This window comes from Novosphingobium sediminicola, from assembly GCF_014196525.1.
Taxonomy (GTDB): Bacteria; Pseudomonadota; Alphaproteobacteria; order Sphingomonadales; family Sphingomonadaceae; genus Novosphingobium; species Novosphingobium sediminicola.
Map to the genome: position 1 here is coordinate 113,865 of NZ_JACIDX010000004.1, position 25,357 is coordinate 139,221.

The following is a 25,357-nucleotide window of genomic DNA, read 5'->3' on the forward strand; positions in this document are numbered from 1 at the left end:
CAAAGGGACTCAGTCCCTTTGCAATCCCGTTACTGTCGGCGTGACGCTGTAAATTCGGCCAAGGCTGATCTACGCGGCGTTGCAATTTTAAAGCCTGCGGCGCCAAGCAGCGAAACATCCCCGCGCCGCAGGCTATCAACCCCTTGCCCTATACGCGACGAGGCTGATCCCGCGCCCACCCCATAAAGGGATGCCGGAGGCCCCCTTCCTCCCTTTTCCAAACCCTCACCCCATAAGACAGGTAATCAATCCGTCCCGCCGTCAAATTGATCGGCCCGCAACCGCGCGAGCGGATATGTAACGTTTCAAGGGCGGGTCGCCGCTCTGGAGGCAAACGGACCATGGAGGCGTCATCCAAAGCGATGGCGATGGCCCACAAGATATAAACACAGGTAGAGAGAGCAAAATGCCGAAAATTCTAGCCGCCCTGATGGCGGGCACCAGCTTTGTGACGCTTGTCGGCGCCGCGCAGGCGCAGGACGCCACCCCCGCACAGGACATCATCGTCACCGGTTCGCGCGTGGTCAAAAACGGCGACAACAGCCCGACCCCGGTAACCGTGGTCAGCACCGAGAGCCTGAGCAATCTGCGCCCGACCAGCCTGACGGAATCGATCAACACCCTGCCGGTCTTTTCCGGTTCGCGCGGTCAGTTCAGCAATCCGGGCGTTTCGGGCGGCGTTTCGGGCGGCAATGGCAGCGCGGCCCAGTTGAACCTGCGCAATCTGGGCGGGGTGCGCAATCTGGTGCTGCTTGATGGGCGCCGCGTGCCGCCCACGTCCTATACCAACATCGTTGACGCCGACGTGATCCCGCAATTGCTGGTCAAGCGCGTCGATACCGTCACGGGCGGCGTTTCGGCGGTTTACGGCTCGGACGCGGTTTCGGGCGTGGTCAATTTCGTCACCGATACCAAGTTTGAAGGGCTCAAGGTTCAGGCGCAATATGGTCTCTCGACCTATAGCGACGACCCTTCGATGAATGCGGCCATCGCATGGGGCAGCAAGTTTGCCGGCGGCCGCGGCCATTTCGAGATCAGCTATGAATATCGCAACGATGACGGCATCATGCGCCGCTCGCAGCGCAGCTGGTACAATCGCGCGGTCGTGGTGGGCAATGGCACGACCATCCCCTATTCGCTGATCACCAACGGCACGCTTTCGGCCCAGCCTTTTGGCGGCAAGATCATCTCCTGCGGTACGGGCTGCGCGCTGGCGGGGCAATATTTCGCCAGCAACGGCGTGCTCTCCAGCTTTACCAACGGCACGACCTACAGCGGCACGACCACGCAAAGCGGGGGCGCGGGCGGCTATCTCGACATGTCGCTCAAGGCTTCGCAGCGTTCGCATCAGGTCTATGCCCGCACCGATTACGATTTCAGCGACAATGTGCATGGCTTCCTGACGCTGAGCGGCAATTTCAAGAAGAACGTGTCCTATGGCAGCGACATCAGCCTGGCCAATTACACGCTCTCGACCGGCAATGCGTTCCTGCCCTCGGCCTATGCCGCGCAGATGACCGGATCGACCTTTGTGCTGAGCGAGATCAACACCCAGATCGAACGCGCCCGTTTCGAGCCGCAGACCCGCCAGTTGATGGCCATCGCGGGCCTCGAAGGCAAGCTGGGCGAGTATAACTGGAACGTCTCCTATGTGTATGGAGACTCGCGTCTTTCCACCACCAGCTATAACACAGTCAACAACCAGAAGCTCTCGGCCGCGCTTGACGCGGTCAGCACCGCCGGCGGCCCGGCCTGCTATGCCGCAACGCAGGCGGCCACCGCATCGGCCTATGCCAATTGCGTGCCGCTCAACCTGTTTGGCCCCAGCGCGTCCAGCCAGGCCGCGCTCAACTACATCATGGACACCACCCATTATGTAGCCACCACGCGCCAGCATGACATCAACGCCGCCATTTCGGGCAGCCCCTTCAGCACATGGGCGGGCGAAGTCACTGCCGCGCTCTCGGGCGAATGGCGCGCGCAGTCGTTTATCTCGCAGAGCGACGCCACGCCCTCGATGTATGCCGATTGCACAAATCTGCGCTACAATTGCGTGGCGACCGGCTCGCGCACCCTGCTCTATGCCGGGACGCTGGCGTCGAACCCGCATGTCTCGCAATCGGTGTGGGAGGTCGCGGGCGAAGTGAACGTGCCGCTGCTCAAGGATGTGGCGCTGGCCAAGTCCTTGGCGATCAACGCGGCGGCGCGCTACACCAAATATAACACGGTCGGCACTTACTGGACGTGGAAGCTGGGCGCTGACTGGCACATTATTGATGGCCTGCGTTTCCGCGGCACGATCTCGCGCGACATCCGCGCGCCCACTCTGAACGACCTGTTCTCCTCGACCGCGATCACCATGGTCAACAATCAGGACCTGAAGACCGGCGCGACCAATCTGCTGCCCTCGGTCAATGTGTCGAACCCGAACCTGACGGCCGAAATCGGCAATACCTGGACGGCGGGCCTTGTGGCCAAGCCCTCCTTCCTGCCCGGTTTCAGCCTTGCGGTCGATTATTACGACATCAAGGTCAGCAATGCGATCACCACGGTTCAGGGTTTCCAGCCCACGATCCAGCAGGGCTGCAACACCGGCGGCCTGTCGATCTATTGCAACCTGATCCAGCGCGACAGCAGCGGCAATGTGACCGCATGGTACGTCCAGCCGATCAACCTGTCGAAGATCACCACCTATGGTCTGGACGTGGAGGCCAATTATGTCGGCGCGATTGCCGGGCATAAGCTGGCCCTGCGCGCTCTGGCCGCCTATCAGCCCCATATCCGCTATATCCAGCCCGGCGTCGCCACGGTGGATCAGGGCGGCGTGGCCTTTGGCACCAATGGTCTGACGGCCAGCCCCTCGTGGCGCCTGACCGGCACGGCCAGCTTCAACATCACCGATACGCTGCGCGTCGATGCGATCTATCGCTGGCGCAATGCGATGAAGCTGTGGGGCGATCCCTCGGTGATCTGGGCCACGGGTCAGGGCACGGTGGCGCCCTTCGGGCAACTGGGCATGAACATTTCCAAGACCGTCACCCTGCCCCACAATGGCAAGGCGGATCTGTTCTTCAACGTCCAGAACCTGTTCAACGCCACCCCGCCTGCGGCCAATGCTCCGGGCACCTCGACGGCGCCGGGCGGCTTTGGCGGCTTCTCGGTCGTCGACGATGCAGTGGGCCGCTACTTCACCGCCGGTTTCCGCGCCAAGTTCTAAATAGCCCCTAGGCCCCCCGGTCCCATCGCGGATCGGGGGGCCCTTTTTGTCTTTTATTCTGATGCGGGGCCCTTGCGGCATTGCCCATGGCCCTTGCCGAAAGGGCCTTTTCCATGTCCGCCTTCCATCATCGCCTGCGCCGCGCCCTGCTGCCGCTCAGCCTCGCTCTGGCCGCCCCAGCCGCCGCGCAAACACCCGTCACAACGCAATTCCTGCGCATCGCGCCGGGCGTTCCGGGCGTGCTTTATGCGCCCGCGCAATCGGGGCCGAAATCCTCCACCGGCGTGCTCATCATGCATTCGGCGGCCGATTATCTGGGCTTTCCCGGCTGCACCGAACTGGCCCGACGCGGCTATCGCGCGCTTTGCGTCAATAACAGCACCAGCAAATCGGGCGCCTTCAACGATGGCGTGATCGATCAGGTGATGCTGGAGATCAAGGCGGCGATGCTGGCCCTGCGCGCCCAGCCGGGGATCACGCGCGTGGTTCTGCTGGGCCATAGCGGCGGCGGCACGGTGATGAGCGCCTATCAGATGATCGCCGAGGGCGGGGTCAAATCCTGTCAGGGCGCGGAGAAGATCTGGAAATGCCCGGATGCTCTGGCAGGCCTGCCCGCTGCCGATGGGCTGATGCTGGTCGATTCCAATTGGGGCCTTGGCGCGATGACGCTCTTCAGCCTCGACCCGGCGGTGCGCGATGAAAATGACGCCACCCATCTCGATCCCACGCTGGATATGTTCAACCCGGCCAATGGGTTCAAACCGGCCGGATCGACCTATTCCCCGGCCTTCGTCCAGAGCTTCCTGCGCGCCGAGGGCCAGCGCAGCCGCGCCATCACCGCCCGCGCGCAGGCCGCCTTGGCCAATATCGCGGCGGGCAAAGGCCCCTATCAGGATGATGCCCCCTTCACCGTGGCCGGGGCCAGCCTGCTGGGCGGCAATAACAAGCTGTTTTCGCAGGACATCACCCTGATGGCCCAGACCAAGGCGGCCCATCCCCTGATCCATCCCGATGGCTCGGTGACAACGCAGGTGGTCAAAACCGTGCGCGTGCCGGAAAACACCGAGAATCTCTCGCCCTTCTATCGGCGCGGGGCGCTGCGCACCTCGGTGCGCTCCTATCTCTCGACCTATGCGATCCGCGTGGGAGAGGATTTTTCCTATGACGCCACCGGGGTAAAGGGTGTGGACTGGTCCTCGACCTATGCCAGCCCTCCGGGCAATGTGCAGGGAATTTCCGCGCCGCTGCTGGTGATGGGCATGACCGCGCATTGGGAATTTCTGGCCGCCGAAACGATCTATGATCTGGCCCGCTCGCGCGACAAATCGCTGGCCTTCGTCGAAGGGGCCGATCACCTCTATGTCACCTGCCGCCCTTGCGAAAAGGTGCCGGGCCAATATGGCGACACGCAAAAGACGACCTATGATTACATCGACCGCTGGCTGAGCGCGCCTGGCCGGTTTTGAACAGGGCCGGTTTTAAAACGAAAGGGGCGCTGCCTTCCACAGGCAGCGCCCCTTTCCTCATGCCGCCCGGCGCCGCCAGACCGGATAGCCCAGCAGGCTGAGCACCCCGCCGATCAGGAAAAAGCCCAAAAGCCCGTTCAACCCCATGCCAAGGCTGGCAAAGGCGGCGGGCGGACCGAACAACACGCCCAGCAGCGTGATCTGCGTCACCATCCCGCTGGTCGCGCCCATCGAAGCGGGCGATGGCGCCACCAGCGGCAAAAGCGCCCACATACCCACCAGAATGCCCAGCCCGGCCATCATCCCGCAATCGAGCAGCACCGCGCCCATCAGCCCCATGCGCAGCAACACCAGCCCCGCCCCGCAGCCCAGCACCAGCCCCACCGCGCCAAAGCCCAGCGCACTGGCCCGCACGCCGCGTCCGTACAAAACGCCAAACAGCGCCGCACCGGCAATATTGGCCACCATCGCGGGCAGGGTGAAGGAATGCACCACCGCCTCGTCAACGCCGATGGTCATGCCCAGCACATGCGGCAGGACCGCCACCAGCCCGGTCTGAACAAAGGCCGCCGCCGCAAAGCACAGGCCCAGTTGATAGGTCCCCCCGCTGCGCAACACCGCGCCCAGCCCGTCGAGCCGCGAGGCCCGCGCCCCGCCCTCACGCGCGGGCAGCAGCAGCCGCGCCATCAGTCCCAGCATGGCCACCAGCCCGGCATGGACGCCAAAGCCCATCCGCCAGCCCACATGCGGCCCCACCAGCGCGCCATAAAGGCCCGAGACGATGAAACTGGCCGGGATGACCGTGGACCACAGCGTCAGCGCGGCGACCCGCTGGCGGCCCTGCGTCAGGCGCAGGATCATCGCCACCGCGCCCACCACCATGCAGACATAGCCCAGCCCGCCGACCACGCGCCACGCCAGCAACGTCGACAGCCCGCCCGCCATCATCACCCCCGCCCCGGCCAGCGCCACCAACGCCGCCCCCGCGATCATCACCGGACGGTCGCCGATCCGGTCCACCATCGCCCCGATCAGCAGCGAGGCCAGCGCCGCCGCCAGCGCCGGGATCGACATCACCCAGCCGATGATCGCCGGGGACCGGGGATGAAACTCCGCCGCGATGCCGTGCAACGCAGGCACGGCGATGCTGACCACCAGCATGCCGAAAACACCGATCAGATAGATCAGGATAATGCGCGGCCATGGCGCCGCCGTTGATGGCAGCGCCGCCGATTGCGGCGCCGTTATATATGCCTCTGTCACGGACAGAATTCTCCCAAGGATAATGTTCTTGGCGCGCAGCGTCGCCCGGCGCGGCGCACGTGGCAACCGGGCGCACCCTCACCGCAGTGTCGCGGAATCCGCAACAATCCACCGCTTGCGCGCGGCCCCCCGCTTTGTCACGCTTTGGGCGAAAAGGCGGGCGCGATGCCCCGCGCATGACCATCGCCACGGCGCGATGCGGGAGAAATAATGTGAGCGAGCGTTTGTCGGCCCTTGTCGGGGGGAAATCCATGCTGGTTTCCCTGATCGTGGCGATTGCCTTTTTCATGGAGACGCTGGACGCGACGATCATCGTCACCGCCCTGCCGCAAATGGCGCGCGATTTTGGCGTCGATCCGGCGCGGATGAGCATGGGGATAACCGCCTATCTGATGGCGGCGGCCTGTTTCGTCACGGCCTCGGGCTGGCTGGCGGATCGGGTGGGCACGCGGACCTTGTTTGCAGGCGCCATCGGCCTGTTTGCCATCGCCTCGCTGATCTGCGGCTTTGCGGGCGATTTCACGGTCTTTGTCGGCGGGCGGGCGTTGCAGGGCGCGGCGGCGGCCATGATGTCGCCGGTCGGGCGGCTGGTGGTGCTGAGAACCTCGGAAAAGAAGGATCTGATGCGCGCGCTCTCGGCGCTGATCTGGCCGGGGCTGGTGGCGCCGGTGCTGGGGCCGCCGCTGGGCGGGTGGATCACGGGGATGGCCTCGTGGCACTGGATCTTCTTCGTCAATGTGCCGGTGGCCTTGGTGGGCATCGCGCTGGTGCTGGCCTATGTGCCCAATGAGGTGCAGGCGCCCACGAAATTCGACTTCAAGGGCTTTGTCCTGACCGCGCTGGCGCTGGGGTGCCTGACCTATGGGTTCGATCTGCTGGGGCTGCGCGATATGCGGCATCTGGCGATCGGGCTGGGGCTGATGGCGCTGGCTTGCGGGATCGGCATTGGGGCGCTGCGGCATATGCGCGCGGCGCCGGCCCCGCTGGTGCGGCTCGATGCGTTGCGGGTGCGCTCCTTCTTCATCTCCAGCGTGACGGGCGGCGTCCTGTCGCGCGCGGCGATCAGCGCGACGCCTTTCCTCCTGCCGCTGATGTTCCAGCTCGCCTTTGGCCTGTCCCCGCTGGAGGCTGGGGGCATGTTGATGCTCTATATGCTGGCCAATCTGGCCATGAAGACGATCACCAATCCGATCATCGCGCGCTATGGCATCCGCACCGTGCTGGTGTGGAGCAGCCTGATCGCGGGGGTCACCATCGCGCTTTGCGCCTTTATCGTGCCGGGCAACCATTACGCCTTCAACGCGGCGGTGCTGGCGCTGGCGGGCGCGGGACGCTCGATGCAACTGACCGCGATCACCATGGTCAATTTCGCCGACATTCCGCCGCCCCAGCGCCAGCCTGCCTCGGTGCTGTCATCCCTGACCCAGCAGATCGGCATGGGCGGCGGGGTGGCCGTGGGGGCGCTGCTGCTCACCCTGTCTCAGGCCGCGCGGGGAGCCCCCGTGCTGGGCATCGAGGATTTCCGCATCGCTCTGGTGCTGGCGGGCGTGATGAGCGCGAGCGCGGCGATCTTCTACCTCTCGCTGGCCCATGATGTCGGCGATGAAATCAGCGGCCACGGGAAACGAAAGGGACATGGCGCCTGATCCGGGCTAATCCATCATCATAATAAAAACAGGAGAGAGAGATGGACCGGCTGACCACGATGACGACATTTCTCAAAGTGGTGAAATGCGCCAATTTCACCAGCGCGGCCGAGGAATTGTCGATCTCGCGCACGCTGGTCTCGCGCCATGTGGCCGATCTGGAGGCGCATCTGGGCATCAAGCTGCTCAACCGCACCACGCGGCAGGTGACGCCCACCGAAGCAGGCATCCGCTACAGCGAACTGTGCCAGCGGGTGCTGGGCGATATACGCATGGGCGAGGAGCAGATTTCGGCCATCAAAAACGAGGTCGAGGGCGAAATCTCGATCCTTTGCCCGATCTGGCTGGGCAGTTTCGGGATATCCTCGGCCACGGCGGAATTTTGCGCGGCCCATCCCAAGGTCTCGATCAAGCTGCATTTCGAGGAACCATCAGCCAATCCGCATGAATTCCTCACCCTTGGCCATGACCTGTGCATCCAACCCAACGCGCTGCGCGACAGCTCGATCATGGTCAAGAAGATCGGGCGGATCGAACACCTCCTCGTCGCCTCGCCCTCCTATCTGGCCGCGCGGGGCACGCCCGAAACCATTGCCGATCTGGAAAGCCACGAATGTCTCGGCAAGCTGGGCGATACGCAATGGGTGCTGGCCAATGGTGACAAGCTGCCCCTGCGCATCCCGCCCAAATTCGCCTCCAACAGCGTCTTTGCCCTGCGCGAGGCCGCCGAAGTGGGCCTTGGCATCGCCATGCTGCCGCGCGGGATCATGTGGGGCGCGCTCGAACAGGGCTTGTTGGTCGAGGTCATGGCGCATAATCCGCCCGAAGTGCGCCCGCTCTATGTCGCCTTTCCGCCGGGCGGGGATGCACCCCGGAAAACGCGGGCGTTGATCTCGTTTTTGGGCGAGAAGTTTAAGGGGCGGGGGTGAATTAAGGTAGTGTGCCTCCGGCGGGCAAAGGGCGGGGGCCCTTTGCAATCCCGTTAATGAGTAGGGTTGGGTAGGCAGGCCTTGCGTTTGCCTGATGGTAAAAAAGCCCGCGGCGCTAGTTAATGGCGCCGCGGGCTTTAAAATTTCAACGCTGCGCTCCTTGCGCCTTGGCCTAACCCGACACGCAACGCCGACAGTAACGGGATTGCAAAGGGACAAGTCCCTTTGCCCGCCGGAGGCATAAAAAGGGGAGACCGCAACCGATCCCCCCAAATACCTCAATCCCGCCGATAATCCCCCCGCGCATGATCGTTATAGGGCGAAGGCGCCACGGTGACTTTCAACCGCTGAAACCCGAAATCGCCACCTGCATCATGCCCCGGCCCCGGATGCTCGCCCCAGACGAATTCCAGTTGCGTACCGGGAGCGGCATATTCCTTGTCCACCAGCCCCAGCGAGAGGATGGTGTTCAAAGGCCCGATCAGGCCGGTCTGGAACGACATGCCGACCATCTTGCCATCCTTCTCGACGCGATAGCGGCCATAGGTGTTGAGATAGTCGGGTTGGCCAAAGACGCGGGCAAGGTCGGCCTCGTCGAAGACGAAGGTCACCTTGCGGCGGCGGTGCTCACCCTTGGCCTTTTCCAGCGCCTCGCGGCCGAGGTAGTCGTGGGTGAAGCTGATCGATTTACCATAGCCCAGTTCGAAGGGCGAGACGTAGTAATCCTCGATATTGTCGGAATAGAAGCTGCCGTGAAGCGGCTTTTGCCCTTCATACGAGAACACCGAGAGCCATTCGCGGTAATCGCGCAGTTCCGGGTCGGTGAACACGCCGGGCGTAGGCGTGGGGATCCAGCCGCTTTCGATGCCATTGGTGTAATAGGCCTTGCCGCCCACGTGGTGCAGGCCAAATTCCTCGCCCGCCTGCAGGATGGCTTCCTTGACAGCGGCGGCATCCTTCCAGTCGCCGATGAATTCATAGCCCGGCATCCCCGCCATGCCATGACGAAACGCGCGGAAATGCGCCCCGCCCAGCTCCACCGGGGTCGAATGGAAGAATTTGGTCGAAGGCAGCGGCCCGCCAAACAGCTTTTCCGACAGAGCCATGGCCAGCGGCCCCTGAATCTGGAACCGGAAGATCAGCGGGTCGCCTTCCTTGCGCAGGCCCGAATCCGGGTCCACCTTCATGGCCACATCATAGCCGCCCTTTTCGCCCTGATACCGGATCCAGCTTTGCGAGGCAGGCACGCCCGACAGATTGAAGCGTTCCTCGCCGTCGCGCATCAGGATGCCATCGGTGATCAGATTACCCCGCGCCGTCACCGGCACGAATTGCTTGGCCTGACCCACCACGAAATTCTCGTAATTGTTGGCGCTGTAATCTTTCAGCAGGCGCAGCGCGCCCGGCCCCTCGATCCACAGATCCCACATGTGATGCGACAGATCCGACAGCGCCACGCCATCGCGCCACGCGGCCTGTTCGGCCCGCCATCCGGCATATTCGGGCGCGATCACCGGCACGCTCCACGCCTTGGCGTCGGGTTTCCACACCACGCCCATCGGCGAACCGGCATCGTCAATGGCCTGTTGCAGGCTCTTGGGTTTCATCGGGCAATCCTCTTGTGTTCAAGGGGCCGCAAGAGCGCGGCGCGGGCCAAGGATTAGCAAGCCCCACGGGGGCCAAGGTATTGCCTAAATCGGGGCAACATTGTCGCGGGAACGGGCACAATCGCCCCCCGCCCGAAAGCGCGCAATTGCGCCATTTGCGGCCATGGCGGCACGGGATTGTTGCAGGTTCGGATGCTACCGCCCCGCCCGCAACAATGGCAGGCGAAAGGGATCAACCCAAGGAACCATCCCGCCATGAACGCCCTTTTCAACGCCTATAGTATCGAAGCCACGACAAAGGATGTCGCCACGCTGGGCGCGCTGGATGCCGATGGTCTGCGCCCGGCGCAGGTCTTTGTCCCATGGCTGCCCGAGGAAGGCGACGAGGCGCGCATTGCCGCCTGCGCCGCCGTGGCGAGGGCCGGGTTTGCGCCTGTGCCGCATCTCTCGGCCCGCCGCATCGCCAGTGTCGAGGCGCTCGATGCCCTGCTGGCGGCGCTGCGCCCGCATACCTCCTCGCTGTTCCTGATCGCGGGCGACCTTGCCGCCCCCATCGGCCCCTTTGCCGACAGTCTCTCGGTCATCCGTTCGGGCCTGATCGAGCGGCATGGTTTCGCGCATGTCGGCCTTGCGGGCCATCCCGACGGCCATCCCGATGTTGCGCCCGCCATCCTGTGGGCCGCGATGGAAGACAAGATCGAGGCCCTGCGCCAGCGCGGGATCGAGGCCCAGATCGTCACGCAATTCTCCTTTGACGCGGGCCAGGTCCTGCGCTGGCTCCACGAACTGCGCGCACGCGGGATCACCGCCCCGGTGCGCATCGGCATTCCCGGCCCCGCCAGCGTGCGCACCTTGCTGCGCTTTGCCGCGCGCTGCGGGGTGGCGGCTTCGGCCGGGGTGGTGGGCAAATATGGCCTCTCGCTCACCCGCCTGCTGGGCAATGCCGGGCCGGACCGGTTTCTGGCACAATTGCAGGACGGGCTGGCGGCGCAAGATCTCGGCCCGGTCCATCTGCATGTGTTTCCCTTTGGCGGCTTTGCCCAATTCGCAGGCTGGCTCGACGGCGCCCGCGCGCCGCTGGCCCGTTCGGCCTGATCCCCCATTCAGACATAACATTCAGGAGAGAGAAATGTCCCAGTCCTTCACCCTTACGCTGAGTTGTCCCGACCGGCCCGGCATCGTCCATGGCGTTTCGGGGGCGATCCTGAACCATGGCGGCAATATCCTCGATTCGCGCCAGTTCGATGATCGCGAAACGGGGCGGTTTTTCCTGCGCGTGGTGTTCGAGGCAGAGGGCGATGGCGCGGGGCTGGAGGCGGCGATGCGCGATCTGGCGGCGCAATTTGCGATGGACTGGCGCCTGACGCCCAGCGACCGCCCGGTGCGGACGCTGATTCTGGTGTCGAAATTCGACCATTGCCTTGGCTATCTGCTGTATAAACAGCGGATGGGCGAATTGCCGATGGAGATCGTCGCCATCGCGGGCAACCATCCCAAGGACTCGATGACCGTCAGCCAGATCGGTGACATCCCCTTCCACCACCTGCCCATCACCCGCGACACCAAGACCCAACAGGAGGCCCGGATCAAGGCGCTGGTCGAGGAGACGGGGGCCGAACTGGTCATCCTAGCGCGCTATATGCAGATCCTCTCGGACGATCTGGCCGCGTTTCTCTCGGGGCGCTGCATCAACATCCACCATTCCTTCCTGCCCAGTTTCAAGGGCGCCAAACCCTATCATCAGGCCCACGCACGCGGGGTCAAGATGATCGGCGCGACCGCCCATTACGTCACCGCCGACCTGGACGAAGGGCCGATCATCCATCAGGCCGTCGAAGCCGTATCGCATGAGGACACGCCCGAGGATCTGGTGCGCAAGGGCCGCGAGATCGAGAGCCGCGTGCTGGGCCGGGCGGTGGGCTGGCATCTGGCGCATCGGGTGTTCCTCAACGGCGCGCGCACCGTGGTTTTCGGAAACTGAATATGGCTCAGGTGCTCAGGGGCGACCTTCTGGCCCGCGAGATCGAGGAGGAATTGCGTGGGCGAGTGGCGGCGATGGAGGCCCCGCCCACATTGGCCGTCGTGCTGGTCGGCGATGATCCGGCCAGCCACATCTATGTGTCGCGCAAGCGCAAGGCGGCGGCGCGGGTGGGGATCACCTCGATCGAACACCGCCTGCCCGCCGCAACCGATGAGGCGCAATTGCTGGCGCTGATCGGCGCGCTCAATGATGATCCGGGGGTGCATGGCATTCTGGTGCAATTGCCGCTGCCGGCCGGAATGGCGGCGGACCGGGTGCTGGACGCCATCGCGCCGGGCAAGGATGTCGATGGGTTTCATCCGGTCAATGTCGGGCGCCTCTCAACGGGGGGACAGGGCGGATTGGTCCCTTGCACGCCTTTGGGCTGCATGCTGCTGCTGGATCAGGTGGTGGAGGATTTCCGGGGTTTGAAGGCCGTGGTGATCGGCAAATCGAACATCGTGGGCAAACCTGCCGCGCTCCTGCTGCTGGAGCGCGAATGCACGGTGACGGTGACGCATATTCACACGCGCGGATTGCCCGAGATCTGCCGGGGGGCCGATATCATCATCGCGGCGGCAGGCGTTGCGCATCTGGTGCGGGGGGATTGGGTGAAGCCCGGCGCGATCATCATCGACGTGGGCATCAACCGCATCCCTGCCCCGGATAGCCGCCCGATGATCGTGGGCGATGTGGCGGCGGAAGAATGCGATCACGCCGCCGTCATCACCCCGGTTCCGGGCGGTGTAGGGCCGATGACCATCGCCTGCCTGCTGCGCAACACGCTCGATGCTGCACAGCGGCGTTAGAGGGGAATTTCCAGCAGATCTCGGCCCAGAATGATCTCACCCTTGGGAAAGGCGCGGCGCAGCGGAGCCAGCAGGCTTTCCCCTTCGCCACCCTTGCCCATCACGAAATGGGTCAGCACCAACTTCTTCACCCCCGCCGCGCTGGCCATCGCGCCCAAGGCTTCGGGGGTCAGGTGTTGATACGCCATATGCTGCATCAAGATATCCAGCGCCGCGCCGCTGGTGCCATTGGCCACCAATCCGGCGCGGATCGATTCCAGATCGACGATTTCCGACACCAGCACATCGGCCCCTTTCGCCAGTTCCGCCAGAGCGGACGAAGGCCCAGTGTCACCGGTGAACACCACGCTGCCAGCCGGCGTGTCGAAACGATAGGCATAGGCCTTGTCCACGCCGTAATCATGAGGGGCGCTGCGGATCTCGGCAAAGTGGCTGTTGGCCACGGCGCTGATCTTTATCCCATCGGCATCGGAGAGGACCTGCGGCGCGGTCACATCCCATTCGCGCGGCGGATAGAGGCTGGCCAGAGGGGGCCGGGCGGCGGCCTGCGCGCGGAAAATATCCTCGCCCACGCCAATCGCCGATGCGGTGCGTTCGACCAGCTTGCGTGTGCCGGGCGGCCCCCAGATCGGCATGGGGGCGCTGCGCCCCAGCATCCAGCCCGTGGCCATCAGATAATCCAGACCCAGCGTGTGATCCCAATGCAGATGGGTCAGCAAGGTCAGATCCACCTTGGAAGGCTGTACGCCTGCACGCAGCAATTGCTGTCCCGCATTCTCGCCCGCATCGATCAGGTAGCGCTTGCCGCCCACCTCCAGCAGGGTGGCGGGCTGGCTGCGCGCCAGATGCGGCGGCGGGCCGCCCGCCGTGCCCAGCAGGACGATCCGGGCCTTTGCAGCGCCCTGCGCCCGTACTCCGCACGCCATCATGGCCAGGGCAACACCCCCGGCCTTCAACATCCCACGCCGCTGCATCATGCTCTCTCCAGATCTATGCTCTGATTGCGGCCCTCACTCAGGTAGGGGAAGCGCGCGATCCTTGCTCTTACCTCCTTGATAGGCCCGCCATGATCGCCCCACAGCACCATGACCTCGTTTCCGATCACGGCCTGCGCGATATCAATCGTAGCGTGGGAAATGACCTTGCGGAAATAATAGCTGTAGACCGTGCCGGACGAGACGCCGACCGCCTCGCCGCCCTGCATCACATGATCGGCATGGCCGCATAGGCCGCGATTGGCGGGGGAGACGGGGATCTCCAGATATTTATACTCCGCCCCCTGCCGAAAATGCGAGGCGTAGATGTCGATCACATCTTCCGCCTCCCATTCCAGCGTCACCACCGTCCGGCGTGGATCGGACAATTCCGCCTCGACTGCCGCGCGGCCGGTGAAATCATGGTCGAGACGGATGGACTTCTCCCAGCCGACCTCGACCGGTGTGCGGCATCGGGCGCGCGTGTCATCCCTCGCGATGCTGCCCGCCATGGTCGGATCGGGGAAACGGCCCCCCATAAACGCCCGCCAGCCCGCGTCCCAATGCATGGATGAGGAGAAGGTCCAGAACTGTTGCGGAAAGCCGCCCTCGACATGGTTGACCTGAAATGTCTGCCAGCCGAGCGGTTCGATGCCATGGGGAGTGCCTGCACGCAGGATCGCGTCATAGATGGCGGGCGCATGTTCCATGGGGCCATGCAGTTCAAACGCCAGCGTGCCCGCCATGCCCAGCCGCATGATCTGCACCCGATGCCCCGCCACCTGTGTCTGGCGATAGCGCAGAAAGGCGATGTCGCGCAGGGCTTCCCCCGTGGCCGCCTCCAAAGCCGCCAGCGCGGTCGGCCCGGCGATCTGGAACAGGAAATCATCGCTGACCACCTGCTCCACATCCCCCGAAAAGCGGCTGAAGGCATAGGGCGCCCAGCCCCCAGCGACATAGAGCTTGAACTCCTCCTCGCCCAATTTCTGCAGCACGCCATGGCCCGCGATCAGGCCATTCTCATCACAGGCGATCGCATGTTTGGCCGTGCCGGTGCGAAATTTGGCAAAGCCATTGACGAAGGTCTGCGCCAGAAACGCCCCGGCATCGCGCCCGCGATAGGTGATCTGACCCATGCCCGAGAGGCCTGCGTGGATGTAACAGGTCTTCTTCCACGACAGGCTCTCGGCCTTCCAGCCGTTATATTCCCATTGCCGCACCAATCCGCCCGAGACGCTGAACAGGCCAAATTGCGGATAGAAGGGGATCGCGGCGGGCAGGTTGAAAGGATTATGCACGAAAGCCCCCGATCAGTATTTGAAGCCCAGCGTCACCCCATAGGTGCGCGGCGGAGCAGCCACCCGGTTGTCGCCCACATCCAGCGCGTTCTGCTGCTGCGAGTAAAAAGCGTCGGCCAGATTCTTGCCCCATGCCTTGGCGTACCAGCGATCCCCCGGCGCGCTGTAGGTCAGCGAGGCGTCGAGCAGCGTGTAATGGCGCTGTTGCAGGCGGTTTTGCGGATCGTCGTAATAGCCGCCATTGTAATAGGCATTGCCCGCAAGGCTGATCGTGCCATTGCCCAGCGAGGTCGTATAATCGAACCCGGCGTTCAGGGTCACATCGGGCGTGTTCTGCACATGGCGCCCCGACGCATCGCAGGGGGCAAAGACCGTGCCCGCATAATTCGTCCCCGCCACGCATTGGATCACCGAATTGCCGCCCACCGCATGGAAGAACGGATTGGCGTTCGAGGCCGCATTGGGGATCGGCACCGACCAGAAAGCCGTGTTGAACCCGTTCTTATACCGCGCATGCAGCCAAGCCGCGCTGGCAGTCAGCGTCAATTCGGGGGTCACCTTGATCGCCAGATCCGCGTCCAGCCCATAGTTGATCGAGCCGGGGGCGTTATAGACGTAGAGCTGGCCCTGAATGATCTGGTTAGCCTGAATATTGGTATAGTCGTAATAGAAGGCCGAAAGGTTCAGCCGCACCCGGCGATCCATCAGATCGGTTTTCAACCCCACCTCAAAGGCATCGACCGTTTCGGGCTGCAACACCTGCGGCGGGAAACTGTCGGGCTGATAGGAGCCGCTCTTGAAGCCGCGATTATACGAGGCGTAAGCCATGGCCTGCGGCGAAAAGCGATGATCCAGCGCCACTCGCCACGTCAGCTTGGGGAAAGTCTTGCTGACCAAGGGGGCGTTTACATTGACCACACTGGTCGCGCCGAAGAAGGGGACGGTGGTGATGGTCTGGCTTTCCTCCATCTGGCGCCGGTCGCCGGTATAGCGCAGGCCCAGCGTCAGATTGGTCGCCGGATCAATCGCATAGGAGCCTTGCGCGAAGGCCGCATAGGAGTTGAGCGTCTGCTTCACATTCTGGTTGATGCTGAAATCGGCGCAGGCATAGCCGCAGGCCAGCACGCCGCGCGTGGTGATCGGGTCATATTTGCCCTGTGACCACATATAGAACCCGCCCAGCACCCATTTGAACGGCCCCTTGGCGGTGGAGAGCAATTGCACCTCCTGCGTGAACTGGCGGTCCTTCTGGATCTCGCTGAAGGTCAAGCTGTTGGCGGGCGTCTGATCGGCGTCGATGATGGTGAAGAGCTGCGCCTCGCGATAGGCGGTGATGCTGACCAGTTGTATGGCGGCGAAATCATGGCGGATGTTCAGCATCCCCCCGCCCTGCCGCGTGTTCACCCGCGGATCGACATTCAGGTTGATGTCACGCATCCCACCCGGCGTCGGCGTCCCGGCAATGGTCAGGCCCTGAAAGGTGCGGATCGCCGGATCGCTGCGATTGAGCTTGGCATAATCGCCCGCCAGCGTGATCGAGGTGGCGCCATCCTCCGATGCCCAATGCAGCTTGGCGCGCAGGCCGAAATCCCAGCCCTTCTGAACCTGATGGCCGGTGGCCAGGTTCATGCCATAGCCCTTGTCCTGCTGGTTGAACACGCCCGCAACGCTGGCCGTCAGCCCCTTTGCCAGCCCGCCCGACAGATAGGCCGACCCGCCCCACGTGTCGTAATTGCCATAACGGATTTGGCCCGCTGCGTGGAAATCCTGACTGGGCGCCTTGGTGGTCACCTGTATCACGCCGCCCGTGGCGTTGCGGCCGAACAAAGTGCCTTGCGGGCCTTTGAGAATATCGACCTGCTGCACATCGGCCAGTTGAAAGATCGCGCCGGTGGACGATCCGATATAAACCCCGTCGACATAGGTGGCGACCGGGTTTTCGATGCCCGGCCCGGTGGCCGTGGTGCCGATGCCGCGAATGCGCGGCTGGCCAAAGCCGCCAAGGTTGGTGTTGAAATTGAGCGCGGGGCTAAGCTGCTTCAGCTCGGTCGTATCGGTGATCGAGGCGCGCTCCAGCCGGATGGGGTCGAGCGAGGAAATGGCCACCGGCACATTCTGCGCGGTTTCGGACCGCTTTTGCGCGGTGACGATGATCTCGCCCAGTTGCCCGCTTTGCTGCGCATGAGCGGCGATAGGGGCGCACAGCATGGTGCAGGACAGCGCAAGGATGCGCATCTTTTGAGAACGCGCAAGGATGCGGATGCGCGAAAGGGCGCTCTGATGGCTCATAAACTCTCCCATTGTCGTCTCTTTGCCCTGCCTCATCCGGCGGGTTGGACGGTTCCGATCATGGGATAATGCTTAACCGAGCGCCCCGCCCGGTTCGATAGCCGCGCCTGCAATGCAGTGTCGCGGGTTTGGCGACAATCGCGCGCCTTTCGCGTGCGGAATGCGCAACATTGCGGTTCGGAACCGCGCCTTTTTCGCACGGAAACGCGCGCCTATCCTTGGCCCCATATCCGATAATGGGACGAGGGAATGCTATGTCGATCAAGGCCGATTTCACGCAGGGCTTTGTCCGCAACCACTGGTACGCCGCCGCATGGAGCGAGGAGATCACCGACAGACCGCTGGCCCGCCGCTTGCTGGGCGAAAGGATCGTGCTGTTTCGCGCGCCCGATAGCGCGGTGGGCGCGCTTGAGGATCGCTGTCCGCACCGGCTAGCCCCGCTGTCCATGGGCGAATGCGCCGATGGGGGGCTGCGCTGTGGCTATCACGGCATGGTGTTTGACACGCAGGGCGCCTGCATCGCCATTCCGGGCCAGGACATCATCCCCCCCACCGCGCGCACCCGTGCCTATCCGGCGGTCGAACGCTATGGTCTGGTCTGGGTCTGGACCGGGGTGGGCAAGGCCGATCCTGCGCGCCTGCCCCGGATCGCGGGATATGGCGAGCAAGGCTGGGCCGCGATCACCGGCGGCTATCAGCATCACCATGGCAATTACCGGATCGAGATCGAAAACCTGATGGACCCGGCCCACACCACTTTCCTGCACAAGGAAACCATCGGCAATCGCGCGGCCAAGGATGTGCCGGTACAGGTGGCGCAGGGCGAGCATGGGCTGAAGGCCTATCGCTGGATCGAGAATGTGCCGCCCACCCCGCTCGACCGCAAAAGCCGCGATTTCGGCGAGAGCCATGTCGACCGCCAGATCTCGTTCAACTTCGAACTGCCCGCCACCAGCTTTGTCGATATTGCCGTGATCCCGGCGGGGATGGAGCGATCCGAGCATAATCTGATGCATGGCGGATTGCGGACCTTCAGCTATAAATTCCTCACCCCCGAAACCGACAGTTCGACCCATTTCTTCTGGCTCCACCTGCGCAATTTCCGGCAGGATGACGTCGAATTCGAGGATGCCCTGCGCGCCAGTCTGGAAAAGACCTTTAACGAGGACAAGGACATGGTGACCGCCATCCAGCGCGAACAGGAGGAAACCGGATTGCGCCAGCGCACCGCCATCGCCATCGACCGCGCACCGATCATGGCGCTGCGCATGATCGACCGGATGATCGAGCGTGAGAAGAACCCGCAACTGGCGCATTAAAGCCGTGCTGGTCCTCTCATCCGGGCGATCCAAACATGGCGCGCTGGCATAAGTTCGCCGCCATGGGGGGTGCATTGCCCCCGCACTCTGCCCATAGATCACCCATGGCCTGGATAACGGGCGCCGGATGCGGCATAATTTCGGAGACAGGTCTGATGGATCGACGTAAATTTCTGGGCGTCTCGCTGGCGTCTCTGGCGGGCAGCGCGGCGCATGCGGCGGCGGTCGGCAAAAAGGGCGTGATGTTCATGAACCGCATCGCCCCCTCGATCTCACAGCTTTTCATCGCCAATCTGGACGGCACGGGCGAGCGTAAGCTGCTCTCCGACAGCCAGTATGATTACAATGGCGCGCCCAGCATCAAGGGCGATGCCGTGATCTTCACCTCCGAACGCCGGGGCGATGGGCAGAGCGATATCTATCGCGCCAAAATCGGCGGCAGCGGGATCGAGCCGCTGGTGGTCTCGGACAATGTCGACGATGCGGGCGTGCTTTCGCCCGATGGGACGAAGCTGGCCTTTGTGTCCACCCGCAATGGCTATCGCGCCAATATCTGGGTGCTCGATATTACCAGCGGCGCGCTGAAGCAATTGACCGGCATCAGCGATATCCATGGCGAAGTCGGGATGCCCGATGGCTATTTCCGCCCCGCTTGGTCGCCCGACGGGCAATGGCTGGTGTTTTCGTCCGACCGCAACACGCGCTGGTATGGCCATGATGGCGGCGCGGGCTGGGAGCATACGCAGGAACTGGCAATCTATCGCATCCGCGGCGACGGCACCGGCTTTGAAAAACTGGCCCAGCGCCCCGAATATTGCCTCGGCTCGCCCAAATTTTCGCCCGATGGTACGCGGATTGTGTTTCACGAACTCAGCCGCGAGGCGACATGGGGCGCCCGCCGCCCGAATTATGTCGGCAAAACGCCCTCGCAGATCGTCTCGATGGATCTGGCCAGCCGCGAATGGACCTATCACACCAGCGGCAATGACCTGAAGCTGCAACCGCAATTCATCAATGACACCGAGATCGGCTATCTGGTCAAATACGGCCCGAACGAAGGGCTGCATTACACGTCCGACCGCGCGCCGGTGCTGGGCAAATTCCGTTCGCCCCATTGGACCGCCGACGGCAAGAGCGTGATCTATGAAAAGACCTCTTTCCAGCCGATCCGCCCGCTGGGCAAGGAACTGTTTAGCTGGGACAAGGATTGGGATTACCGCCACATGGACGTGTTCCCGATTATCGGGCGCGATGGCTGGCTGGTCTATACCGAAAAGCAGTTGGGCAATTCCTCGATCTTCATCATGCGCCCCGATGGCAGCGGCAAGTTGAAGGTGTTTGAATCATCCGGCCACGGCCTCGACATTGCGCGGGTCAAAATGGGCCTTGCCGGGGCGTTTCAGCCCAGTTGGTCGGGCGACGGCAAATGGATCGTCTTCGGCCTCGGCTATTGGTTTGCCGAGCGCGGCCATGAAACCGCCGCGATCTGGCGCGTGCGGCGCGACGGCACGGGCGCTGAACAACTGACCGACGGCACGATCCATTCGGGCTTCCCCAGCGTTGACCCCACCAACCCCAACCGCATCGTGTTCCGCGTGTGGAGCGAGAAGGAGAAGGGCCTGCGCCTGATGGACCTGACCACCAAGAAGATCACCGTGCTGACGCAGGAAGCCGACAACCTTCCCGGCTGGTCGCCCAACGGCAAAGCCATCGTCTTTACCCGCAAGCGCGCCGACAGCAATTTCGACGTGTACACGATCGAGCCGGACACCGGCAAATTGCGCCGCATCACCACCCACGAAGGTTCGGACGGCCATGCGGTGTGGTCCTATGACAATCGCATCCTGTGGTCGGGTTCGGAACAGGGCTTCCGCGACGAGGCCGCGCTGTATGAAATGACGTTCCAGCAATATGGCCAGATCTGGGTGTGCGATGCGGATGGCGGCAACAAGCGCATCATCACCGACAGCAAATGGGAGGATTCGATGCCCATTTACGTGCCGAACAACTACTTCCCCCGGAAATGATGATCGGGGCGGCCTGCGATCATCGGCAGGCCGCCCGAACGGGATTGCTCCATGGTTCGTTCTTTCGTCCCGATGCGCCGGGCGGCCCTTGCCCCGGCGTTGCTGCTGGCCCTTACCTGCCCCGCCCATGCGCAGGAGACCAGTCCGGCCCCGCGCGACCTGTTGGCGCGCGAATTTGGCACATCGGGCCTGACGGCGGATATGAACAGCGACGAATTGTTCGGCGCGGTGCAGGCGCGGCTGGGGGCCTATGGCGCGGCCTCGGCCAGCCCTGCGCTCTCGCTCGCCAATCTGGTGCTGCCCAGCCATGTCACGGTGCCGATAAGCGAGGATGGCCGCTGGGTCGTCAAACTGGGCGCGGCGGAAATTTTGGGGACGGCGGCGGACCATGGCGCGCGCCTCAGCGACAGTGCCAGCACCACCAGCCTGGCCCAGATCCAGTATCGCCCATGGGCCGGAACGCTGATCGGCGTGGGCGCGACCTATGAGAGCAATGTGGTCCACGCCGGCGGCGGCGCGCGGATTACGATGACGGGCGCGGGGGTGCGCTTCGATCTGCTGCAAAGGCTGGGCGATCATGCGGGGCTGGCGCTAAAGGCCTCGTGGCTGGATGGCACGACCGGGTTCAACCTGCCCGCCATCGGCCTGTCCTATCGCGCGTCCGACCCGCGCCTCTATGCGCAGGCCGGACTGATCGGCAATTTTTCCGCGCGCGATATGGGCTGGATCCCGCAAGGCTGGAGCCTGCGCCCCGCCGCCCATCTGGTGATCCAGCATTCGACGCAGGCCCAGACCATCAACAGCTATCACCAGAGCGTCCCGCGCGAAGTCAGTGATTATGCGATGGCCATGCTGACCGCCCGTTTGCAGCGCGAGGTGCGCGCCTCCTATCACCTTGCCCCCTTCATCGAGGCCGGGGGCGAGTTTCGCTTGCGTGACCGGCTGGGCGGGGCGGCGAGCGATCCGGCGCTGGCCTATCTGCGCGCGGGGGCGACGATGCGCGCGGGGCGCTGGGGCTTTTTCGACGCCTATCTGGCCCATCACGATTCGCTCGATGGGCGGATGCGGGCCAATGTCGTCGAAATGCTGGCCAGCTTCACCTTTTAATCGCCCACGCCCCGCGCCATATGGGGGGCATGACAAGCGAGATCGTTATCTGTCCGCATTGCGGGAGCGCCAACCGTGTGGCGCGCGAAAGACTGGGCGATGGGCCGCAATGCGGCAAATGCCACAAGGGCCTGTTCACCGGCCATCCTTTGGCGGTGAACGCCGCCGCGTTTGCCGCCCATGTCCATCGCGGCACGCTGCCGGTGCTGGTCGATTTCTGGGCGCCGTGGTGCGGGCCATGCCGGTCGATGGCGCCCGCCTATGAACAGGCCGCCGCCGCGCTCGAACCCTTTATCCGCGTGGTCAAGGTGGATACCGAGGCCGAGCAGGGACTGGGCTCCACCTATGGCATCCGCTCGATCCCCACGCTGATGCTGATCCAAGGCGGGCGTGAGATCAAACGGCAGGCGGGCGCGATGGACGCGCGCCGGATCATCGAATGGGCGCACGCATGAGCCAGACACCCTATGACGCCTTTGGCGGCGAAGCGACCGTTCGGGCGCTGGTGGCGCGTTTCTATGCGCTGATGGACAGCCTGCCCGAGGCCAAGGCCTGCCGCGATGTGCATCCGCCTTCGCTGGCGCGGGCGGAGGAGAAATTGTTCGAATATCTGACCGGATGGCTGGGCGGGCCACCGCTCTATACCGACAAATATGGCCATCCGCGCCTGCGTATGCGCCATTTCGTCGCCCCCATCGGCGCGGCGGAGATCGAGGGCTGGCTTCTTTGCTTTAACCGGGCTTGGGCCGAGATCATCCCGCCTTCGCCTCTGGCCGACACGATCCTTGAAAAGATCGAGGCGCTGGGCTGGCATATGGCCAATCAGCCGCAGCAGGCCAGCTGAGCTAATTTACGCCTATCTCCCTGCGCGATACCGGATTATCACTCTTGGCCTGCCCATTGCCGGGTGCTGAGAGCTGACCGATGACCGATCTTGCCGGGCTGATCGCCCCTCTGGTGACGCTGCGCCGCGATATTCATGCCCATCCCGAACTGGGCTTTGCCGAGCATCGCACGGCGGGGGTGCTGGCGGAGCAATTGCGTGCCATCGGGCTGGAGGTGCATGAGGGCATCGGCGGGACCGGTGTGGTGGCAACGTTGCGGGCGGGCAATGGGGCGCGTTCGATAGGCCTGCGCGCCGATATGGACGCGCTGCCCATCGATGAGAAAACCGGCCTGCCCTATGCCAGCACGATTCCGGGCTGTTTCCACGGCTGCGGCCATGATGGGCATATGGCGATGCTGCTGGGCGCGGCGCAGGCTCTGGCGGCCGATCATGGCGGTCTGGATGGCACCGTCCATTTCATTTTTCAGCCGGCCGAGGAAGGGCAAGGCGGCGCCAAGGCGATGATCGAGGACGGACTGTTCGAACGCTTCCCGTGTGACCGGGTCTATGCGCTGCACAATTGGCCCAGCCTGCCCGCAGGCACAATCGCCACGCGCGCCGGGCCGATCATGGGCGCGGCGGACCGGTTTACCATCCTGCTCAAGGGCAAGGGCGGCCATGCCGCGATCCCGCATGACGCCAATGACGTGGTGCTGGCCTCGGCCAGCATGGTGCAGCAATTGCACTCCATCATCGCGCGCAACATTCCGGCCAGCGCCAATGCGGTGCTGTCGATCACCCAGATCCATGGCGGGCAGGCCTTTAACGTCATCCCGCATGAAGTCAGCATCGGCGGCACGGTGCGCAGCTTTGACCCGGCGGTTCAGGACCGGATCGAACAGCGCCTGCGCCAGATCGCTGCGGGCGTGGCGGCCAGTTTCGAGGTGGAGGCCAGCGTCGAATATACCCGCTATTACCCCGCCACGATCAATGATCCGCAGGCGGCGCAGGACGCGCTGGATGTGGCCGCCACTGTAGGCCATGCTCTGCGCGCGCCTGAACCGGCGGCGACATCGGAGGATTTCTCCTTCATGCTGCAAGTCCGCCCCGGCGCCTATATCTGGCTGGGGCAAGGGGTGGGCGACAATCCGCCGCCGCTGCACAATCCGCATTATGATTTCAACGATGGGGTGATGGAAACGGGCATCCGGCTGCATCTTGAGCTGGTCCGGCATTGGCTGGGCGCTGCCGCATGAGCCGGAAGCAAGGCAGCATCGGCGCGATTGTCGCGGCCTCCAGCGGCAATCTGGTCGAATGGTTCGATTTCTACATCTACGCCTTCTGCTCGATCTATTTCGCCGGAGCCTTTTTTCCCAAGGCCGACCCAACCGGGCAATTGCTCAATACGGCGGGGGTCTTTGCCGCCGGGTTTCTGATGCGGCCCATCGGGGGGTGGTGGTTTGGCCGCTTTGCCGACCGGCATGGGCGCAGGTTGGCGCTGGTGATCTCGGTGGTGACAATGGCGGCGGGGTCTTTGGCCATCGCCTGCCTGCCCACTTATGCCAGCATCGGCACGCTGGCACCTGCCTTGCTGGTGGCGGCGCGGCTGGTGCAGGGTTTCGCGCTGGGCGGGGAATATGGCACGGCGGCCACCTATATGAGCGAGATCGCCACCGAAGGGCGGCGCGGGTTCCTCTCGTCGTTTCAATATGTCACGCTGGTGGGCGGGCAATTGCTGGCGGCGCTGCTGGTGGTAATTCTGCAAGGGTTGATGCCCGAAAGCGAACTCAAGGCTTGGGGCTGGCGCATTCCCTTTGTCATCGGGGCGCTGGCGGCTTTGGTGGCCTTGGCGGCGCGGTCGCGGCTGGAGGAAAGCGGCAGCGCCGATGCGCGCCAAGCGGAGGAGGCGGGCAGCCTGATCGCCCTGCTGCGCCAATATCCGCGCGCGTTCCTCAGCGTGCTTGGCTTTACCGCGGGCGGGTCTTTGGCCTTTTACACCTTCACCACCTATATGCAGAAATATCTGGTCAATTCGGCGGGCCTGCCGATCACCACGGCCAGTCGGGTGATGACGGTCAGCCTGTTTCTGTTCATGATTATCCAGCCCGTCATGGGCGCGCTTTCGGACCGGATCGGGCGGCGGACCAATATGCTGATCTTCAGCGGGGGGCTGGCGGTCTTGACGGTTCCGCTGATCGCGCTGCTCGAAAAGGCCGGGTCGCCGGTGATGGCGGGGGCGTTGATCTGCGTGGCCATGCTGCTGATGAGTTTCTACACCTCGATTTCGGGCATCATCAAGGCCGAGCTGTTTCCCACACAGGTGCGCGCGCTGGGGGTGGGCTTTTCCTATGCGCTGGCCAATGCGATCTTTGGCGGGACGGCCGAATATGCCGCGCTCTGGGCCAAGCAGGCGGGCCATGAGGGCGCGTTCTACTGGTATGTCAGCGCGATGATGGTGATGGTTTTCCTCGTCAGCCTGAGCCTGCCGCGCCGCGCGCCCTATCTGGGCGATTGAGCGCTGCTCATAAGCGTAACCAAAACGCAAAAGATAGCTTTGGGC

The 25,357-nt window shown here is 63.7% G+C and carries 19 protein-coding genes; 14 read left to right on the top strand and 5 right to left on the bottom strand.

Annotated elements, in window-relative coordinates; genetic code table 11:
- Positions 1-406 precede the first annotated feature (406 nt).
- Both GGR38_RS06405 and GGR38_RS06410 read left to right on the top strand, forming a co-directional pair.
- Positions 407-3,217, top strand: coding sequence for a TonB-dependent receptor domain-containing protein (locus GGR38_RS06405; protein WP_183623795.1), 2,811 nt, complete (start codon positions 407-409; stop codon positions 3,215-3,217).
- A gap of 113 nt (positions 3,218-3,330) precedes the next feature.
- A complete protein-coding gene (locus GGR38_RS06410) occupies positions 3,331-4,683 on the top strand; it encodes an alpha/beta fold hydrolase (RefSeq protein ID WP_183623797.1) in 1,353 nt (450 codons plus the stop codon).
- A 57-nt stretch (positions 4,684-4,740) separates the two neighbouring features.
- Here the strand turns inward: GGR38_RS06410 and GGR38_RS06415 are convergent, their stop codons facing one another.
- Positions 4,741-5,946, bottom strand: a complete 1,206-nt coding sequence (locus GGR38_RS06415; protein ID WP_183623799.1) for an MFS transporter — start codon at positions 5,944-5,946, stop codon at positions 4,741-4,743.
- Between the two features lie 212 nt (positions 5,947-6,158).
- Here GGR38_RS06415 and GGR38_RS06420 point away from each other — a divergent pair, with 212 nt between their 5' ends.
- Both GGR38_RS06420 and GGR38_RS06425 read left to right on the top strand, forming a co-directional pair.
- Positions 6,159-7,592, top strand: coding sequence for an MFS transporter (locus GGR38_RS06420; protein ID WP_183623801.1), 1,434 nt, complete (start codon positions 6,159-6,161; stop codon positions 7,590-7,592).
- 41 nt (positions 7,593-7,633) lie between these two features.
- The gene (locus GGR38_RS06425) at positions 7,634-8,521 is read left to right on the top strand and encodes a LysR family transcriptional regulator (RefSeq protein ID WP_183623803.1); all 888 of its coding nucleotides are present in this window, start codon (positions 7,634-7,636) and stop codon (positions 8,519-8,521) included.
- A 278-nt stretch (positions 8,522-8,799) separates the two neighbouring features.
- Here the strand turns inward: GGR38_RS06425 and GGR38_RS06430 are convergent, their stop codons facing one another.
- On the bottom strand, positions 8,800-10,128 hold the full coding sequence (locus GGR38_RS06430; protein ID WP_183623805.1) for an aminomethyl transferase family protein: 1,329 nt from the start codon (positions 10,126-10,128) through the stop codon (positions 8,800-8,802).
- A gap of 255 nt (positions 10,129-10,383) precedes the next feature.
- On the opposite strand from GGR38_RS06430, the gene GGR38_RS06435 reads away from it, so the two are divergent.
- Genes GGR38_RS06435 through GGR38_RS06445 form a run of 3 tightly spaced genes read left to right on the top strand, consistent with a single transcriptional unit; the run spans position 10,384 to position 12,957 of the window.
- Entirely contained in the window at positions 10,384-11,223 is an 840-nt protein-coding gene (locus GGR38_RS06435; protein WP_246404283.1) for a methylenetetrahydrofolate reductase, read from the top strand.
- Between the two features lie 34 nt (positions 11,224-11,257).
- On the top strand, positions 11,258-12,109 hold the full coding sequence (gene purU, locus GGR38_RS06440) for a formyltetrahydrofolate deformylase (RefSeq protein ID WP_183623809.1): 852 nt from the start codon (positions 11,258-11,260) through the stop codon (positions 12,107-12,109).
- 2 nt (positions 12,110-12,111) lie between these two features.
- The gene (locus GGR38_RS06445) at positions 12,112-12,957 is read left to right on the top strand and encodes a bifunctional 5,10-methylenetetrahydrofolate dehydrogenase/5,10-methenyltetrahydrofolate cyclohydrolase (protein WP_183623811.1); all 846 of its coding nucleotides are present in this window, start codon (positions 12,112-12,114) and stop codon (positions 12,955-12,957) included.
- Here the strand turns inward: GGR38_RS06445 and GGR38_RS06450 are convergent.
- From GGR38_RS06450 to GGR38_RS06460, 3 genes are read right to left on the bottom strand one after another with little or no spacing between them, the layout of a single operon-like run.
- The gene (locus GGR38_RS06450; protein ID WP_183623813.1) at positions 12,954-13,934 is read right to left on the bottom strand and encodes an MBL fold metallo-hydrolase; all 981 of its coding nucleotides are present in this window, start codon (positions 13,932-13,934) and stop codon (positions 12,954-12,956) included. The two genes, GGR38_RS06445 and GGR38_RS06450, sit on opposite strands and share 4 nt — an antisense overlap.
- Positions 13,931-15,229, bottom strand: a complete 1,299-nt coding sequence (locus GGR38_RS06455) for an aminomethyl transferase family protein (RefSeq protein ID WP_183623815.1) — start codon at positions 15,227-15,229, stop codon at positions 13,931-13,933. The genes GGR38_RS06450 and GGR38_RS06455 overlap by 4 nt, the downstream gene beginning before the upstream one ends.
- A gap of 12 nt (positions 15,230-15,241) precedes the next feature.
- A complete protein-coding gene (locus tag GGR38_RS06460; RefSeq protein ID WP_183623817.1) occupies positions 15,242-17,518 on the bottom strand; it encodes a TonB-dependent receptor in 2,277 nt (758 codons plus the stop codon).
- Between the two features lie 254 nt (positions 17,519-17,772).
- On the opposite strand from GGR38_RS06460, the gene GGR38_RS06465 reads away from it, so the two are divergent.
- The 7 genes from GGR38_RS06465 (at position 17,773) to GGR38_RS06495 (ending at position 25,312) form a co-directional block, all read left to right on the top strand.
- Positions 17,773-18,837: an aromatic ring-hydroxylating dioxygenase subunit alpha gene (locus tag GGR38_RS06465; protein WP_183623819.1), complete on the top strand. Its 1,065-nt coding sequence runs from the start codon at positions 17,773-17,775 to the stop codon at positions 18,835-18,837.
- A gap of 155 nt (positions 18,838-18,992) precedes the next feature.
- Positions 18,993-20,864 (top strand): PD40 domain-containing protein, encoded by a 1,872-nt coding sequence (locus GGR38_RS06470; protein ID WP_183623821.1) that lies wholly within the window; start codon positions 18,993-18,995, stop codon positions 20,862-20,864.
- Between the two features lie 51 nt (positions 20,865-20,915).
- Positions 20,916-21,971 carry a hypothetical protein gene (locus GGR38_RS06475; RefSeq protein WP_183623823.1) on the top strand — a complete coding sequence of 352 codons (1,056 nt, stop codon included), beginning with the start codon at positions 20,916-20,918 and terminating at the stop codon, positions 21,969-21,971.
- A 29-nt stretch (positions 21,972-22,000) separates the two neighbouring features.
- Complete coding sequence (trxC, locus tag GGR38_RS06480; protein ID WP_183623825.1) at positions 22,001-22,426, top strand: thioredoxin TrxC; 426 nt, start codon at positions 22,001-22,003, stop codon at positions 22,424-22,426.
- The gene (locus tag GGR38_RS06485) at positions 22,423-22,815 is read left to right on the top strand and encodes a group II truncated hemoglobin (RefSeq protein WP_183623827.1); all 393 of its coding nucleotides are present in this window, start codon (positions 22,423-22,425) and stop codon (positions 22,813-22,815) included. Before trxC ends, GGR38_RS06485 begins: the two co-directional genes overlap by 4 nt.
- 80 nt (positions 22,816-22,895) lie before the next feature.
- A complete protein-coding gene (locus GGR38_RS06490; protein WP_183623829.1) occupies positions 22,896-24,053 on the top strand; it encodes a M20 aminoacylase family protein in 1,158 nt (385 codons plus the stop codon).
- Entirely contained in the window at positions 24,050-25,312 is a 1,263-nt protein-coding gene (locus GGR38_RS06495) for an MFS family transporter (RefSeq protein ID WP_183623831.1), read from the top strand. Before GGR38_RS06490 ends, GGR38_RS06495 begins: the two co-directional genes overlap by 4 nt.
- The last annotated feature ends 45 nt before the right edge of the window (positions 25,313-25,357 follow it).